The organism is Brevibacillus sp. M2.1A, assembly GCF_013284355.2.
Lineage (GTDB): Bacteria > Bacillota > Bacilli > Brevibacillales > Brevibacillaceae > Brevibacillus.
This window is the reverse complement of record NZ_JABSUY020000001.1, coordinates 4122392-4138259: the sequence shown is the minus strand read 5'-3', so window position 1 is coordinate 4138259 and position 15868 is coordinate 4122392. Positions and strand designations below refer to the sequence as shown.

The following is a 15868-nucleotide window of genomic DNA, read 5'->3' as shown; positions in this document are numbered from 1 at the left end:
AATCACTCCTTCATCTGTTTTTACATTCCTTGCTTATAATACTGGTGTGAGAAAGAAAATCCCCGAATCTCGAGGGTTACAGTCTACCAATATGCTTGCTTACTTCAAAGCCGCTTAGACTTACCTTGGTCCCAGATTGGTTCGCTTCATAATTCGACGGAATCCCAATGTCTGGTCCAAATTCCTCACTTGCTCCGGCGGGGAGCGACTGTTCCAACGCCTCGACGTAGTCGACATCTGACTGAAATATACCCTTTTTATCGCTTTGATCTTTCGTTTCTTTTTGGTTAGTCATCGAAGCACTCCTTTCTAACGTAGTTTTTCCAAGCAAATAAAAATGAATTCCTTCTAGACCCGTTGTAACACAACATTACGCTTATACATGGGGGAAGAGAATAGCATGGAGACTCAAGCGCCTAGAACTGTTTATAGTGGCATATGGCACAGGTGCAACCTTGCTGCATGAAAACATCAGTCAATTTTGACAAATAAAGTGAGTGAGTGGTAGATTTTATTTATACTATTTCTTAATATGGGTGGGCTTATGAGAAAAAAATTACAAATATACATATCGTCTACTTACTACGATCTTATTGAGGAAAGACATACCGCTGTTGAAGCCGTACTCCAAGCCGGTCATATCCCTGCTGGAGTCGAGCAATTTTTCAAGGAAAGTCCAATGAAAATTAGGAAGAGATGGATCGACGAGTCCGATGTATATATCCTGATTCTCGGAGGATTCTATGGTTTAACACTTCCTGATGAATCCAAGAGCTATACGCAATGGGAATATGAGTATGCCGGAGAAGCGGGCAAACCTAGATTTGCTTTTGTTGTCACAGATGAAGCATTAAGACAAAAGCCTTACGACTTCGCAGCAATTGAATATTATCAGAAATTTCAAGAGTTTAAGCAATCGGTCATGGAACAAATTCCTATCTACTATGTTGAAGATGTACGGCACATTAAAATGGTACTTCGTGATCAATTGCCAGAGTATGCAGCAAGAGACGATTTGTATGGCTGGTTTTCCGGCAAGGATGTCCCGGACGTTCAAAAGCTGTTGGAAGAGAATGCAAGATTAAAGGCGGAGTTGGAGAAAAAGAAATGAAAGAGGGGCTGGCAATCAGCCCCTTTCTTCTGTCTTCGCTTAATGTTCTCCTTTAATGACAAAGAACGAACCCCGAATGGTCCCTGTAGTTTTACCGTGTAAGATATGTAGACTACAATGATGGTTTCGATGAGTGATTAATCTCATCACTTGCTTATCTATGTGTAATCGTTTTATTTGAATTAAGAAATAAAACAGGCAAGAATGCCTCTGGTGATTAGGGGAACTTGCAACCGAAAAGACCCAACTCCTTAATCGTAGGAGTTGGGTCTTTTCCATTATTTCGGGGGAGCGTCGCCGGCGTGGTTTGCATCAGCTTCACACTCGATCACATCTTTATCAATAACCGTGCTGCCCATCTTTATTGTTTCTACCCGTTCCTGAAACGCTGTTGCTACAAGACCCATCCCATTTTGCTTTAGCTTGTGCTTCCTGAATTGCTCGGTCTTGAGGAAACGGCATCTGATGACGCATAACGCAGGCTTAACTTACCGTTTCTTCCAGGAAGAAAAGAGAACTTATGAGCTTGCCGGGGTATCGGACGGCATGGATCTGACGGGAATTACACTTGAAGAGAATCTGCAAAGACTTGCTTCTGTCCCGCTTCTATATGAGCCGGGGAAAATGTGGAGGTATTCCATAGCAACAGACGTGCTCGGAGCGGTCATCGAAAAGGTTACTGGAATGCCGCTAAGTGAAGCTGTACGGATGCTTGTAACTCATCCGCTTTCCATGATGGACACGGATTTCAAGGCCGTGGACACGGACAGATTGACTACGGCTTACGCAGACAGCGCTGGAGAGCCCCGGCGCTTGCGCGATTTTGATACCGTTCCATTCGTGGAGGGGACGGCAGGATTCCTCCTTTCCCCAAACAGGTTTACCGATAAGACAGCTTATCCTTCCGGGGGAGCTGGCATGATTGGCAGCGCAGAAGATTTCTCAAACTGCTGGAAGCTTTGCGGCAGGGAGGAAATCCGATTTTGCCGGAGGCTCTTGTGACGAAAATGACAACCAATCAAATTGGTAACCTTGTAATGCCCTACTGGCCGGGGAGAGGCTTTGGACTTGGTTTCACGCTGCTTAAAGACCCAGCGGCTGCTAATACACCGGAAGCGCCGGGAACTTGGCGGATGGGCGGCACCTATGGTCACTCATGGTTTGTTGATCCGAGAGAGGAGCTTAGTGTTGTAGGGTTCACCAATACGGCGCTTGAAGGAATGTCAGGCAGGTTTACAGCAGAGCTGTGCGAATCTGTCTACAAGGGTATTCGAGGAGTTAAGTAAAGAGTAAGAGGGTTATCTTGAACAAATATTCGGAGTATGCAGACCCTAGATGGCTATCAGATTACACTTACAAAGTTAATTTGAGATGAGAATTTATCATGCAGTACAATCGGTCGTTCAATTTAACGGAGAACGAGTTCAATAAACCAGCCGCAGTCTAGGACTTGGTTTTGCAATGCTTGGATGGAAGCGGGGGAGTTCGCGATTCTGTTAACAAACAAGCTTGAGAGAAAAGGCCATTTACTATAAAGCAAAGTGCACCCAGGAGCTTGGATAGCCACCTGGGTGCACTTAGTTGAAGAATAGTTCTTTCGAATATTGCCCACTATTTTTTTCTGAGTACACAAATTCCATGTAGCTTCAAACTTGTCCATGTTATCTAATTCAACTTTCTTTGAGAAGTGGGCATACACATCAGCTCTTTATTTCCTCACGTTCTTCTTCTTCCGGATATACCAGCCGCGTTTATGAAAGGAGATGGACCTGTATTTCTGGGCCAGTCTGATGATTCGTTTGCGAGTAAGTGATGCCGGTTTTGAAGATAAGCTTTTGTTAAGGGAACTTCTTACAACCAGATGACCGGGGTAGTGAGCTTTCACGAAGTTACCGTAAGTTTCGAACTCGGAAAAGCCGGCATAACTCTGCTTGTTTGTTTTCTTGATAATCGCCCAATACCATCTAGTCTTATGCCTGGCCTCAATTTTAGACTTTAGCCGGGAGAGCTTCGATTTGTCGAACAGCATATAGTGGGCAACGAAAGAGCGCGAAGCGGTTGGTCTGGTGCCCATTAATTTCTTATAGGTGCGAAAATACTCGGGACGACTCCAGTTACGGCAGTAAAAAATGGTTTTCCCGTTGACGAGAAAGACATGAGGTCGAATAAGAATGGTGTCGGCGTCAATCACAAGATAATACCTTTGCTTGGTCAAGTTTCCTCCCGCCAGCTTCAACAATTGTTGGAGCAGCCAGCCTGATCGATTGGTGCGTTTGGTTTGGTAGTGAATGTCTTTTTTAGTAATCGGTAGGACGCGTCTTTCATTGATGAAGGTGCAGTTTTTACGCCGGCAAAGGGCTTGGATTCGTTTGCTTGGCGGCGATACAACCATGATCTTGCCGATCGGATGCTTCACTTTCTTACGGATACTGTCAATGACATAGGGAAGAGTGCCAAGATCTTTCTCAATAGCTGGGATCAGGACATCAATTTTAATAGAGCTGTTGAAGGTGCTTTTCGCTGAACGTGTCAACTTCTCAACTCCTTTTCGCTAAGCAGTTTCAAGCATATTTGTCTGAAAAGGTTGGCCAAAGTGTCCGACTTTCCAGATAGGATATGATTTTTTTTCTTAGCGGGAATATGACAGATATGGAAATCCTGCGAAATGTGTGTTTGTCAAACCTACTTGAGTCATGGAGCAACTCCTCACTCACTTTGTCTCGTCGAAATTGTTGATCTATAACAATGGCAGTTCAATCCGACTCAGATGGTACTGACTGGATAAATACGTTTCTCTGAAGGTAGACGGGAACACATGGAGTTGGCAGAAAACCAGGAGCGCTATGATGGCCGAGATGAAATCAGAGGAAACAAGCAAAAGGGTCTTTGACCATGAAAGACCTATGCCAAATTCATATCGGGATGATTTCATTCATTCTGTGTACAAAGTAAAATAGCCGTTCGAGTAGAACGGCATGTCGGATGGATTAGTTACGGTTACGTGGTGAAATGATGATTCTTTTGTGGTCAATCCGCCTATCTGGGTCAGGAAACGCAAGCATTACCAAGCATCGGGATTCTTACCTATCGGGACTTAGAACATGATGTGATAAATGAAGAAAAAGAAGATAGAAAGCTACTTTTATTGTCCCAGTATTGAGAGTCTTGTAAAAGTAGAGCTTAATACCGAGGGTGAGCCCTTTGAAACGTAAAGTATGCACGAAATGCCTGTCAAAGCAAAAAGACGGCCAAATGAGGACGTCTCGCTGTATTTATCCCGATACGTATATATGTTGATCAAAAAAGCTTGACTTAGCGTTTCTAGGATTACGAGGAAAACCTTCGAAACGAGAATTCGTAAAAATACCCGATAAAGGGGTAAAGATTAATGCTTCAGGACTGAAAGGGCGTGACGAACTTTATAGGCAAATTGGACGGGCTCGTCTATTGATTCGAAGTGTATAAACATGATGCCAGGGTTGTTAAAAAGCCAGTGATTGTGAAGGGCAGTAACCAGTATATCGTAATGGCGAAGAACAGAAATGAATGGGTTAATCTCTTCTGGGAGAATTACTGTTTCCCCCAAACAAAGCGCCTTCCCATTTTGATCCATTGATTCAAATGAAAACATCATCGGTACCGTTAGTGCTGAACGAGAAGGACGTCTTAAAATGGTTACGGGAATATTCCTAACTGTTCTGAATGTCCAGGTAATCTCTGCCGCCTTGAGGCTATAGTAACCAATTCAGTAGGAATTTTGAGCTGCTTCGAGAATATGATTTATCAATTAGTTGAATAGGGGGACGTTAATGTGGGTTTCTTAGACGGTCTAATGGGTAACGCTTCGGAAGTTAACATTGCAGATGTTCAAAAGGAGTATGCTCAAATCTTAGCGAACAATGAGAGAATAGAAAAGGCGTACAAATTAATTCGTGATATGTTCATCTTCACCAACAAGCGGTTAATACTGGTTGATAAGCAAGGCATTACTGGTAGAAAGATAGAGTACCATTCCATTCCTTATAAAAGTATTAATCATTTTAGCATTGAAACAGCCGGAAATTTTGATTTGGATGCGGAATTGAAAATTTGGGTTTCTGGAAGTTCAGTACCGATCCAAAAGCAATTTAACAAGAACTTGAATATTTACCATATACAGAGTGTGTTGGCCGATTACATTTTGGATTAGTATCGCTTGATAAAGGGACTGCCCAAATCATTATGCTACATCATTCTTGGACATGATGAAGAGTATCTATGAGTAAGGGATTATTACAAACTATTTACCAATATTTATACAGGAAATAGCCGCCCAATCAAACCGATATAAGTAATGTAAGATGAAATCTAGTGTAGACTCTCTTGGGGATAAGGCGTGTGACTCAATCTGTGCAGATGAGTCTGCGCTATTTTTTTTGGCAAGAGAAGGTATGCATACCTATATATACTTGTAGTAAATATCGAGCGGATATCCTACTATATGGATAACTACTTTTTTATTCACGTATTACTTCTTGTGTGTCCCAATTTGCTTAAAGCAGTTGGGGCTTTTTTTTATCGAGATGACCACCATGTTTATTTCCCCGATGTTGCTTACCATACATGACAAGCAGCATTTAATTTGTACATAATATCATGCGGTACCAAATTAGCCTGAATGAGCAGCTATTTTTGTACCGTTTTTTAAAATAGGGCGATGGTAAACTTTTTTGCTCGCCGCTGCATTTTGACTCAGGCGTTCATAGACTAAGTGACTTCAATTTCGAAGATTCGAATTATCTGCAGCCTCTTACAACAAATGGGAGGCGTATGGGCAATCCACACCATGTAGCGGGTTCTCCGTACACCCCGGTACCATCGTCACTGAGCTCTCCCTGTGGACAGGAGTGCACTCCTAAACCATTTTAGGGAGTCGTTTTCGTTCCGATTACGACGGTAGCATCGAGCTCGTCAGACCGTGTAACCCGTGTTTTCAGCCCGCAACGAGTGAAGATAGCGACTGTCTGTGGTGTCTGACGCTCGCTTGTTTCAACGAGTAAGTGTCCACCAGGAGCCAGCCAGAGTGGTGCTGCAGCAACTACTCGTCTCTGAACGTCAAGCCCATCCGATCCCCCGTCGAGTGCTATTCTCGCCTCATGCATGCGAGCTTCAGGTGGGAGAAATTCGATGGATTTGGTGGGAACGTAGGGAGCATTGGCAACGATGACGTCAACGCGCCCCGTAAGTATTTTTGGAAGAGGCTCAAATAAGTCTCCTTCGTATACGTGACCGTCTGCGGTAATAATATTGCGACGGGTGCATTGCACCGAGGCTGGATCAATGTCTGTAGCATACAATTCGATCTGTTTTATGTGAGCAAGAACCGCACCCACCGCCCCTGAACCGCAACATAGGTCAAGCACAACGGACTTTTGACGGATGAGGTCGGTAGCCTGTCTAACGAGAAATGCTGTACGCTGTCTGGGAACGAAAACTCCCTTATCCACCGTAATCCGCAGCCCACAGAACTCCGCCCAGCCGATAATGTGTTCGAGAGGCATGCCAGATGTCCGTTGTTCTACCATGTCCGAAAGTTCAGCCGTACCTTCTGCCGAGGCGATGAGGAGTCTGGCTTCATCTTCAGCGAAAACACACCCAGCTCCCTGAAGTTTAGTGACGATGGTAGAAAAAAATTGCTCGCCATGAATCCAATCATTTTTCAAATACTAATTTCCCTCACTTCAGAATTGATGTAATTTTATGTATTTGATTTTATTCTATGCTTAGGGGCAACACAACAAACGATTTGAAAAATGGGAGGAATTGCATGGGTGAGTGAATGAAGAAAGAAATTTTCATTCCGAATATGTCTTGCGACGACTCGAAACAACTCTATTTAAAAAATGAAATTGATAAGTGCTCATATAGAAAGAGGAGCCGATTGCTGGCTCCTGATGCTTCACTTTAGAAAAGGTGGACGAAGTTGATATTTATTACGCTATTTCCTCCAGAGTCCACCAGGGCAAGCAGTAAAACCACCTTTTTTATAAAACTCAGTATGTTCGGAGGCATAGGTTACCGTTACAATACCTAAGCCAGTACGTTCTGCTTCCTCTAACAGTTTTTTTACTAAGGCTACACCAACCCCTTGCTTTTGATGATCTGGATGCACAATTAAATCTTCCATATACCCATGTAGTAATCCAGTACCACAAACATACCCGAAGGCAATGAGTGTTCCGTTTTCATCCCGGAGTCCTGCCCAGTAATTGCATCTTTCCAATAACGTTGGGAAATCTCAATCTCGTCTCTCCCAACCAACTAACTCTCTTAAGTCTGGTACTTCATTATTATGAATGGGGAGGTTGATTAATACAGCATGCATTACTTTCGCTCCATTCTATCAAAATAGCTTATTCTGATTTTAATATCACTCGTTTTGAGACATGAGACTAATGGTTGACTTGGAACAGGTGAGCTGATTTCTAGAGGATCAAGGCGAAGACTGCTTATATATAGCGAAACCTCAACGTTTATTCATTTCTTTTGATAGCTTGATTCAAGGGCGCTCAATAGCACCCTAGTGATGTTTAATTCGATTTGCTAACAGAACTTGGAGATGGACCAAAAACTGGTGCTAATCTTGACGGGTGCAGCTTGGTGCTAAGGCCAAAAAACTCACAGAAGTTCATAATCAGTGGGCTCCACTTCTCAGGATCGATGTAGTTCTTCTCGCCAGTCATTAGGATTTGTTCATCAATGTGAACGCGTACGATCTTTACTTCAATAGCTTTTAAAGAACTGGGCAATTCAAAATTATGGACCTGCTCTAATCGTGCCTCCAATTGAACTGGGCACTCAGCAACGCGTGGAGGCCGAATCAGGTCTGAATCTTGGGGGGTGAGCCTAGCTGTTCCGAATTTATCCGGTTCAAATTGGTATCCCACATTAGCCTTGCGCTCTGGGACAGGATTTCGCCCAGTAAGCAGAGCTAGACGGTCTACCGCATGAGCAAGATCGGACGAAGGAAGATTTAAAACACATTCGCGTTCGCGCAACAAATTGGCAACGGTTTGAGATGAACTACTCATTCCAAGCATACATGATTGATTCAGCCACCAGGCAGAAGACATGGGGGCCAGGTTGACAGAATTGTCCTCATTTAAAGTGCTGATGAGTACAACCGGCGTCCCAAAGTAAAGAATTTTTGGCTCAACTACCTTATGCATAATCGCGCTCCCTCCACTTCGAAAAGAAAAGTTTTCCATCGCCTCAGATATGAGACCTAGTTCAAATTATAATCACTATCCATTTCGTTATTTTGCTATTTCATTTCGAGTGAACTTTGCACTACATTGCTGATGAGAAGGGGAGGAAGGGGACGTACATCAAGCACAACTCGCATTCATGAACCAAGACGATAAACTCATTTTTTATATATACACAAAAAATATAAAAATCATTGACATGAGAGCTCAAATATGTGATTATCTTTTCTGTCACTTATAATGATAATCATTATCAAATAATACCTCACACCAAACATCACGTGACAAGGAGAAATGAGCACATGAAAAAAGGAACACGAATTGTACTGGCCTGCTTGGTCGCCGTAGTTACTGCCGTATCCGCGGGTTGTGGAAGCAGCCAAACGGCTTCGGAAGCACCGAAAAAGCCTGAGACACGCGTAGTCAAGCATTTGATGGGGGAAGTGACGATCCCTGCGGAGCCAAAGCGAATTGCAGACGTATCGGGAGCAGCGGAGGAGCTTTTAATTTTGGGACACAAGCCGGTTGCTACGGCCAATACATACAAAACAAAAATCATGTCCCACGTTGCGGATAAGCTGACAGATGTAAAACCAGTTGGCTGGATGTGGGATGACTCCATTAATCTCGAAGCTGTGGTAGAAACAAAGCCAGACCTGATTATTATGAATAACCGCCAGCAAAAGGTGTACGAGCAACTGTCCAAAATTGCGCCGACGGTCGTTCTGGAGACAGACATGGACAAATGGCGTGATAAGTTTAAAGAAATCGGTCGCCTGTTTGGACAAGAAGAGGACGTGAACAAATGGCTGGCTGGGTATGACGAGAAGACGAAAGGAATGCACGAGCAACTTAAGCAAGCTTACGGCGACGAGACTTTTATGTTCCTGGCCGTAACGCCAAAATTGTTCCGCGTGTACGGGAATTATGGATATGCAGATATCTTGTTCACTGATCTCGGCCTGAAGCCAGCAGCCGGAACACCTGCTGATAAAACAATGGAAATGATCGAACTGGAGGGACTGACGAATTTTCAGCCAGACCATATGTTCCTCGTCAATTTCGGCGGAAAAGCGGATGATGTATACGCAGAACTGAAAAAGAGCCCAGTATGGAAAAGCAACAAGGCAGTTCAACAAGGCCATCTCTATGAGGTAAGCAATGAAACATTCAACATCAAAGCCTTTGGCCCAATTGGAAAGGAAATGCTCTTAGAGGAAATTGGAAGCATGTTGCTGAAAAAGCAATAGCGATGCGATCAACACAGAAAAGCGAAACTCCTTGTGCATGTTGTCACGAGGGGTTTTTTCTTTCGTGGGTGCGTTCAAAAAATAGAGGTCATCCAGACGGCACCCACGAAACAAGACGTAAACAGGAAAAACGACCTATCCACAAAACAGCACGCTATTTTCTTAGAGCGTATGATGGGAGATTGGGACAAAAAAGTCGGGTACGCCAAACCTCGTGCTCAATAGGGCACCTGACAAATGTGATCACAAATCCCGTGAGATCTCCAACGGCGGCAACGATCGTAACACTCTTCATCCAATCGTACTCTTCTTGAGTCAAGATATGGAAGACATAGCGTTTCACAATCTTCATGAGGCGGACTTACACGTCTACATTCGTTCATACATTCTTGAAAACTAGGAAGAAATTCAACCAATTGACCATTTACTTTCGTGAATCGCTTAGACCTAGATTTTCTCTTTTTCAAGTGATATCACCTCTTGATGACGATCTAAGATAGTGTACGAATACAAGTGTCCATTTGATTGGTCAAATGTACCCCATGTATCGAAAATGTATGTGGATTAGCATTCAGGAACGTCACCAGGGCATGTTTTACTGAATCGTATAAGTAGCGACGATTACATTTTGATCCTGATAAGAATAGGGCGCTTGAAATTGTACGTAGTGATACCCGTCCGCATCAGCCTTAATAATGATACCTGTTGTGCCGCTCCAAATCTGTTTATTTTGAGCATTATAAACTGTGTAATAAGCAAAGCTACCTTTTGCACCGATACGGAGTTCCTGCCCTTTTTTTAGATAAATCGCTTCTTTTGGACTTAACTGCCCAGGAGTAAGGTAGTAATATTTGGTGAATGATTCTGCTTGCGTTTGTTGCTCAACGGTGACTGTGTTTGGTCCACCTTGTACATGAGCATTGGTAGAAGCGGAGGCATATGCAGGTGCGCAAGAGAGGAGTAAAGCGAACATCGAAATAGAGAGAAGCTGTTTTTTCATACCTAGTACACTCCTTTTAATCAATTCTGACCAAATTCTAAATACATAAGCTAAAGGTAATTATACTCAAATCAAATCAAATGGTAAATATTTACATTGTTATGAAAATCCACCCAGAATAAATTTTGCTAAGGCAAATGCCTACAGTTCAATCCACCTAGCAGGTGAGCTTACAGGAAGCATCGTATAAAAATTAATCGCAACGATCACGGTCATTGGCAATATTCACGATGCGAAAAACAGGGGGATGGTCTTATAGGAAGCAAAAAGTGAGTTTCAGTGGTTTATGGAGATGGAGGGGGATAATGAACTTTCATTTGATGATAATGACAGATGCAAAGCAAGTCGCAATTTGGAAATATCCGCAGGAATATTCGATATCGGGCTCGGAATGAAACCGGATCTGAAAGGGAAGGGGATAGGCTTATACAAAAACGAGATTCAAAGAAACGGCCTCATTCGTAAACAACCGGACCCCCTTTATTATGATGACGACGGAAGTGGAAAGCGTAAAAGAAATACTACTCTGAAGTATGTAGTTGGAACAAAATTCCTCACATGAAGACATTTAGCCGCTCGGAGAAAGAACCGGGCGGCTCTTTTGTTGAAATGGTAAGTGAATGAAATACCAAAGAAAAAGTTTTGTCGTAGGACAGGGCGTCCTAATCTAACCTCTCCACCATACTACACTCCTTCTACCAAAGCGTAACGTGGGAGGATTGGACAAAAGAAGGGCTCAAAGCTCCGAGATGTCATAGAGGGAGAAAGAGGGCAGCCTAGCCGCCCATCACATTGGACAGATATTAACAATCATCACAGCTGCAAGCAACAATTGTTAATAAAACGAAAAGAACCAAGACCAAAGCAAAATTGTCGTCAAAGAATCCCATCGATATCACCCCTTTGAAAAGTATGAGGAAGAACCTCAAACTCAAGCTATGCAAATTGAGGAGCTATGTAAGGGCGATACCACAGTAAGTAAAAAATTTGGGCATGTTCCAGCCATGTCCAAGCGCTCAAAAATGTTAAATCAGCAGGGGATATACGACCAAAAAAAAGGCTATCCCCTAGCCACATTCATGGCATTTGGGACAACCTTCTTGCTCTATCAAGTACTCATCATTTTCATAAGGTCTTTCATACTTTCTTCTCCCTGCTACATACATTTGTATATGAAAACGAGGAACAGAAAGAAAACGATTCAATAGAAAATGCAAATGAAACCAGTTCTTTTACCACTAAAGTGGACTTACAATGAATCCAAAAAAAGAAAAACATCATACCGATAGTTTATCAGTCGGTAGATGATGTTTGATTAATAATACAAAGTAGAAATTACGAACCTATTAATATCCCTTAGCACCTTTGTCGCCAAGATCGTTTGCAATTGTGTTGGCAGTCGTCGTTTTATACAGGAATTATCGTTGGTTCTTTCCAACTTCATTGGAATGGTTGGTGTTAAACGCTATAGGTCGGCCATCCGCAATACCCGTCAGCTTCACATGGTACACGTTGTTCTTTTGCGCTGCTAACACCAGGAAATGAAAGCGCTAGAAATAATGCAGCAGCAATACCAAACAGAGTAAATTTTTTCATAAATCTTCCCCCTCATTAGTTTGCCTTCCAAAAAAGTATACGCTTGGGAACAACATATATTCTGAATAAATGGAGTAGATGAAAAGGACACAGTTAATCCCATCTGCAGAGGGGACCTGCCACGTCCATCATCAATCGCGAAGTTTGTTGAGTGATATAAGTCATTTGAAACCCATCACAAACTGACGTATAATCAGATATTATTGATGAATCACTAAAAGGGAGGCGATCCTGCAATGACGTCAGTCAATCGTAAAACGGAAATCATTTCTGCGGCCATTGAGGTTTTTGCTGAAATCGGATATTTTCGGGCAACGACAGCGCAGGTTGCAGAGCGTGCAAAGATTTCCCAGCCGTATATTTTCAAGTTTTTTGCATCGAAGGAAGCGTTGTTACTGGCAGCATTAGAGGCGTCATGGGAACGGATCATTGACTCTTTCCGTCTCGTTGTGGAGTCCGCATCCAAAGAGCAGTTGGAAACAGATTTAATCAAGACATATGAAAAGATTTTGGCATCCCATCAAAATGAAATACTGCTTCAAATGCAGGCTCAGACGATTCAAGAGCCTTTGATTCGTGAGGCAATGCGCGAAGCATTTCGGGAGGTTCGTCAGATTGTCCTAACAGCTTTTCGCAAAGCGGGCATCGCGAATCCGGAAGAGAGAACGCTTATTTTCCTGGCAAGAGGAATGCTGTGTAACATTTCAGTGGCTTTGGACATGCCAGAATTGATGGAGGTGTAGCTGAGAAAAATTGCGAGAATTAGTTATTGACTAATCACTAACTAAAGCGTTATAGTTCAAATTAGTTAGTGATTGATCAATCACAAAATAAAACGAGTGGAGATGATCCGAATGAAAAAAGCGATTGTAGTCGGGGCAACAGGCGGAACGGGAGCCGCAATTTTGGAAGAGCTCATCAATCGAGGGATTGAAACGATTGCTTTTGGGCGATCTCGACAAAAGCTAGAACAAATGGCGTCAGACCTGGGGAATCCAGTACATTTGTCACTGGCCGTCGGAGATGCATTCCGGTCTCAAGACATCGTAGCTGCATCGGAAGGAGCGGATGTACTCTTCCATTGTGCAAACGTCCCTTACCACGAGATGGTGAATAAGCTGATCCCACTTGGCGAAGCGATCATGGAAGCCGCAAACAAGAGAGGTTTGAAGGTTGTAGCAGTAGACGGCATTTATCCATACGGGAGAAAGCAGATGGAACCAGTGACGGAGGAGCATCCAAAGCAACCGCATACGAAGAAAGGAAAAATCAGGTTGGCATTTGAACAGATGCTGTTTAGCAGTCGGTGGGATCATGCGCGAACGATGATTGTCAGATTACCGGATTATTATGGACCCACTGCTAATCAAGCATCGTATTTAGGTTCCACACTTGAGGCTATTGCGGCTGGAAAACCGGGTCTTTTCATTGGGAGCATGCATGTTCCTCGCGAGTTTGTTTACTTACCGGATGCGGCGAAGATGATCGTAGAGTTGGCCTGCCGTGAGTTTGCTTATGGACAAAATTGGCACATCCCAGGTGGAGGCATCCTTTCCGGTCGAGATATTGTCCGAATCGCCCAAAAAGCAAGTGGCACCGCAAAACCTGTCATTCCACTTGGGAAAATTGGTTTGTCTTTGTTAGGGCTGTTCGTCCCGGTGATGAAGGAGGTTGTCGAGATGCTGTACTTAACTGAAAAACCTTTGATCCTTAGCGGAGAAAAATATCAACGGCTGATTGGACCGATTCCAGCGACGAATTTCGAGGAGGGAATAACAGCAACGATCCAGCATTTGCAGAATCGTGCTTCCATCAAATAAATGTTGACCGTTTGTGATTGATTAATCACTAATGAAATAACCTGTGAAATCCCTTAAAATATTCCTTTACAGGAATATTCCCTTCGGTGTATATTTTACCTAACAAGGCGATCACAATAACGCTGAAGGGGATGAGATGAACGTAGAATCCATCATGTAACGAGGTGAGTGACATGTCAGGGATGAATCCGGGCATGGACATGGCGACGCTGAGTGCTTTGGCTGAACCAAATCGTATGAAAATCGTCGAACTTTTGCGCGAGGGCCCTCTGACTGTAGGGGAAATCGCTGACCAACTGGGGCTTCGCCAGCCCCAAGCCTCGAAGCATTTGAAGGTGCTTAGTGACAACGGTATCGTGGATGTGAAGGCCGAAGCCAATCGCCGATTTTACAAACTCAGGCCCGAGCCCTTCCGAGCGCTGGATTCTTGGGTGAAGTCATTCCAGCGTGTTATGGAAGAGAGATTCGATAATCTGGAAGACTATTTGCGGGAACTGCAAAACAAAGAAAATGATTGAGATCCATTCTAATGAATGAGGAGGAATTACTATGACAAGAAACGCAATGATTTCAAGGGTAGAGAACGACCGGGTGCTGGTACTGGAGCGTGTATTCGACGCGCCTAGAGATCTGGTGTTCAAGATGTTTAAGGAGCCTGAGCATCTCAAGCGTTGGTGGGGACCGAAAGGCTGGGAACTCCCGGTTTGTCATGTTGATTTCCGACCAGGCGGTGTTTGGCACTACTGCATGAAGTGTGTCGATAAGAACCAAGGTGATTTTTACGGAATGGAATCTTGGGGCAAAGGCGTTTATAAGGAGATTGTTGAGCCAGAGAAAATTGTCTATACCGATTACTTTTCAGATGCAGAAGGCAACATAAATGATGCCATGCCTTCGACAGAGGTTATGATGGAATTCATCGATTTGGGTGGCAAGACGAAGCTGGTCAACCGTTCTGAGTATGTATCTGCGGAAGCTCTCAAAACTGTTATGGACATGGGCATGCTAGAGGGCATCACCCAAACATGGGATCGTTTGGAAGAAAGTCTCACCGAGATCAAGTAAGGAACATAGGAAAGGCCGCCTGGCATGGACCAGACGGCTTTTTCATTTTCGTTGCAGACTTATTTCACCATAAGAGAGATAAAATCGTTCAGCTTATCCAGCGAAATGATATTTTGATTGCACGTCACACTGTCTTGGCAAATGTAGTTTCCTTTTTTCAAATACGTTCCATCCCCAGAACCTTTGGCTTCAAGGACGAACATGCCGATTTCCTCAAAGCGATTACAGAGCGCACAAACGCCTTTTTTGTTTACGCTTGTAAACTGTCCGTGTATGCCAACCAGTTTTCCTTCGTGGTAAGCAACAATAAATTTCTTTTCCGTAGAAGTGTCTAGCCAGCTCACATAAGAGATTTCGGAAAAATCGATCTCAGCTAAGTTCGAGACTTTCAACTTCTTTACTTTCGGAAAGAGCTTCTTAATGGAAGACTCTGTGAGAGCAGGGAAGGGAATCACAAATGGTGAAAGTTGATGTAAAAATTGTTTTCCTTCTGCCTTTTCTTTAATCGAGTCAATCGGTTGCAAAATCTCTTTTTGTTCTTCCGTCATGTTTGGGAACAATTGGAAGATTTCTTCGTGGGCGATTTCTTTGCGAGCACGAATCACGTTGACATCGGTACTGGTCGCATAGGCGTTCATGATTGCTTGAACGCGTGATTTAATGAAGTGATATTGATGCGTATGGATAAAAGGTTCCATCTTGCGGTTCCTCCTGTTTCTGTCTTGTTAGGTGGGTTCTTCTTTACTTTAACGTGTTTGCAAGCGAAGAGAAAGGGAGAG

Annotated in this window: 17 protein-coding genes and 1 pseudogene; 8 read left to right on the top strand and 10 right to left on the bottom strand. The window is 43.4% G+C overall.

Annotation, left to right across the window (positions count from 1 at the left end):
• Positions 1 to 76: 76 nt before the first annotated feature.
• On the bottom strand, positions 77 to 295 hold the full coding sequence (locus tag HP567_RS19735; protein ID WP_173607922.1) for a hypothetical protein: 219 nt from the start codon (positions 293 to 295) through the stop codon (positions 77 to 79).
• A gap of 249 nt (positions 296 to 544) precedes the next feature.
• On the opposite strand from HP567_RS19735, the gene HP567_RS19730 reads away from it, so the two are divergent.
• Together HP567_RS19730 and HP567_RS19725 are read left to right on the top strand one after the other, a co-directional pair.
• Positions 545 to 1111, top strand: a complete 567-nt coding sequence (locus HP567_RS19730) for a DUF4062 domain-containing protein (protein ID WP_173607921.1) — start codon at positions 545 to 547, stop codon at positions 1109 to 1111.
• 465 nt (positions 1112 to 1576) lie between these two features.
• Positions 1577 to 2397 (top strand): annotated as a pseudogene (locus tag HP567_RS19725) (serine hydrolase domain-containing protein).
• A 422-nt stretch (positions 2398 to 2819) separates the two neighbouring features.
• Here the strand turns inward: HP567_RS19725 and HP567_RS19720 are convergent.
• On the bottom strand, positions 2820 to 3644 hold the full coding sequence (locus HP567_RS19720) for a DUF6492 family protein (protein WP_173607920.1): 825 nt from the start codon (positions 3642 to 3644) through the stop codon (positions 2820 to 2822).
• A gap of 852 nt (positions 3645 to 4496) precedes the next feature.
• Positions 4497 to 4826 (bottom strand): DUF1259 domain-containing protein, encoded by a 330-nt coding sequence (locus HP567_RS19715; RefSeq protein WP_173608369.1) that lies wholly within the window; start codon positions 4824 to 4826, stop codon positions 4497 to 4499.
• A gap of 96 nt (positions 4827 to 4922) precedes the next feature.
• Here HP567_RS19715 and HP567_RS19710 point away from each other — a divergent pair, with 96 nt between their 5' ends.
• The gene (locus tag HP567_RS19710) at positions 4923 to 5300 is read left to right on the top strand and encodes a PH domain-containing protein (protein WP_173607919.1); all 378 of its coding nucleotides are present in this window, start codon (positions 4923 to 4925) and stop codon (positions 5298 to 5300) included.
• A gap of 715 nt (positions 5301 to 6015) precedes the next feature.
• Here HP567_RS19710 and HP567_RS19705 read toward each other — a convergent pair.
• The 3 genes from HP567_RS19705 to HP567_RS19695 all read right to left on the bottom strand — a co-directional run bounded on the left by HP567_RS19705 (position 6016) and on the right by HP567_RS19695 (position 8319).
• Positions 6016 to 6813: a putative protein N(5)-glutamine methyltransferase gene (locus HP567_RS19705; RefSeq protein ID WP_173607918.1), complete on the bottom strand. Its 798-nt coding sequence runs from the start codon at positions 6811 to 6813 to the stop codon at positions 6016 to 6018.
• Positions 6814 to 7088: 275 nt separating this feature from the next.
• Positions 7089 to 7373: a GNAT family N-acetyltransferase gene (locus HP567_RS19700; RefSeq protein ID WP_229088084.1), complete on the bottom strand. Its 285-nt coding sequence runs from the start codon at positions 7371 to 7373 to the stop codon at positions 7089 to 7091.
• 307 nt (positions 7374 to 7680) lie between these two features.
• Positions 7681 to 8319 carry a flavin reductase family protein gene (locus HP567_RS19695; protein WP_173607917.1) on the bottom strand — a complete coding sequence of 213 codons (639 nt, stop codon included), beginning with the start codon at positions 8317 to 8319 and terminating at the stop codon, positions 7681 to 7683.
• A gap of 341 nt (positions 8320 to 8660) precedes the next feature.
• Between HP567_RS19695 and HP567_RS19690 the strand changes: the two genes are divergently transcribed.
• Complete coding sequence (locus HP567_RS19690) at positions 8661 to 9608, top strand: ABC transporter substrate-binding protein (protein ID WP_173607916.1); 948 nt, start codon at positions 8661 to 8663, stop codon at positions 9606 to 9608.
• 595 nt (positions 9609 to 10203) lie between these two features.
• On the opposite strand, the gene HP567_RS19685 is transcribed toward HP567_RS19690, so the two are convergent.
• The 3 genes from HP567_RS19685 to HP567_RS19675 all read right to left on the bottom strand — a co-directional run bounded on the left by HP567_RS19685 (position 10204) and on the right by HP567_RS19675 (position 12204).
• Positions 10204 to 10608: a hypothetical protein gene (locus HP567_RS19685; RefSeq protein WP_173607915.1), complete on the bottom strand. Its 405-nt coding sequence runs from the start codon at positions 10606 to 10608 to the stop codon at positions 10204 to 10206.
• An 803-nt stretch (positions 10609 to 11411) separates the two neighbouring features.
• Positions 11412 to 11498 (bottom strand): YjcZ family sporulation protein, encoded by an 87-nt coding sequence (locus HP567_RS19680; protein WP_083261501.1) that lies wholly within the window; start codon positions 11496 to 11498, stop codon positions 11412 to 11414.
• A gap of 568 nt (positions 11499 to 12066) precedes the next feature.
• Positions 12067 to 12204 (bottom strand): hypothetical protein, encoded by a 138-nt coding sequence (locus HP567_RS19675; RefSeq protein ID WP_173607914.1) that lies wholly within the window; start codon positions 12202 to 12204, stop codon positions 12067 to 12069.
• Positions 12205 to 12440: 236 nt separating this feature from the next.
• On the opposite strand from HP567_RS19675, the gene HP567_RS19670 reads away from it, so the two are divergent.
• The 4 genes from HP567_RS19670 to HP567_RS19655 all read left to right on the top strand — a co-directional run bounded on the left by HP567_RS19670 (position 12441) and on the right by HP567_RS19655 (position 15089).
• Positions 12441 to 12947, top strand: a complete 507-nt coding sequence (locus tag HP567_RS19670) for a TetR/AcrR family transcriptional regulator (RefSeq protein WP_173607913.1) — start codon at positions 12441 to 12443, stop codon at positions 12945 to 12947.
• Positions 12948 to 13058: 111 nt separating this feature from the next.
• Positions 13059 to 14024 (top strand): SDR family NAD(P)-dependent oxidoreductase, encoded by a 966-nt coding sequence (locus HP567_RS19665; RefSeq protein ID WP_173607912.1) that lies wholly within the window; start codon positions 13059 to 13061, stop codon positions 14022 to 14024.
• Positions 14025 to 14197: 173 nt separating this feature from the next.
• Complete coding sequence (locus HP567_RS19660) at positions 14198 to 14542, top strand: ArsR/SmtB family transcription factor (RefSeq protein ID WP_173607911.1); 345 nt, start codon at positions 14198 to 14200, stop codon at positions 14540 to 14542.
• A 31-nt stretch (positions 14543 to 14573) separates the two neighbouring features.
• Positions 14574 to 15089, top strand: a complete 516-nt coding sequence (locus HP567_RS19655; protein WP_173607910.1) for an SRPBCC domain-containing protein — start codon at positions 14574 to 14576, stop codon at positions 15087 to 15089.
• A 59-nt stretch (positions 15090 to 15148) separates the two neighbouring features.
• Here HP567_RS19655 and HP567_RS19650 read toward each other — a convergent pair whose 3' ends face one another.
• Positions 15149 to 15787, bottom strand: coding sequence for a FusB/FusC family EF-G-binding protein (locus tag HP567_RS19650; RefSeq protein WP_173607909.1), 639 nt, complete (start codon positions 15785 to 15787; stop codon positions 15149 to 15151).
• Positions 15788 to 15868 lie beyond the last annotated feature (81 nt).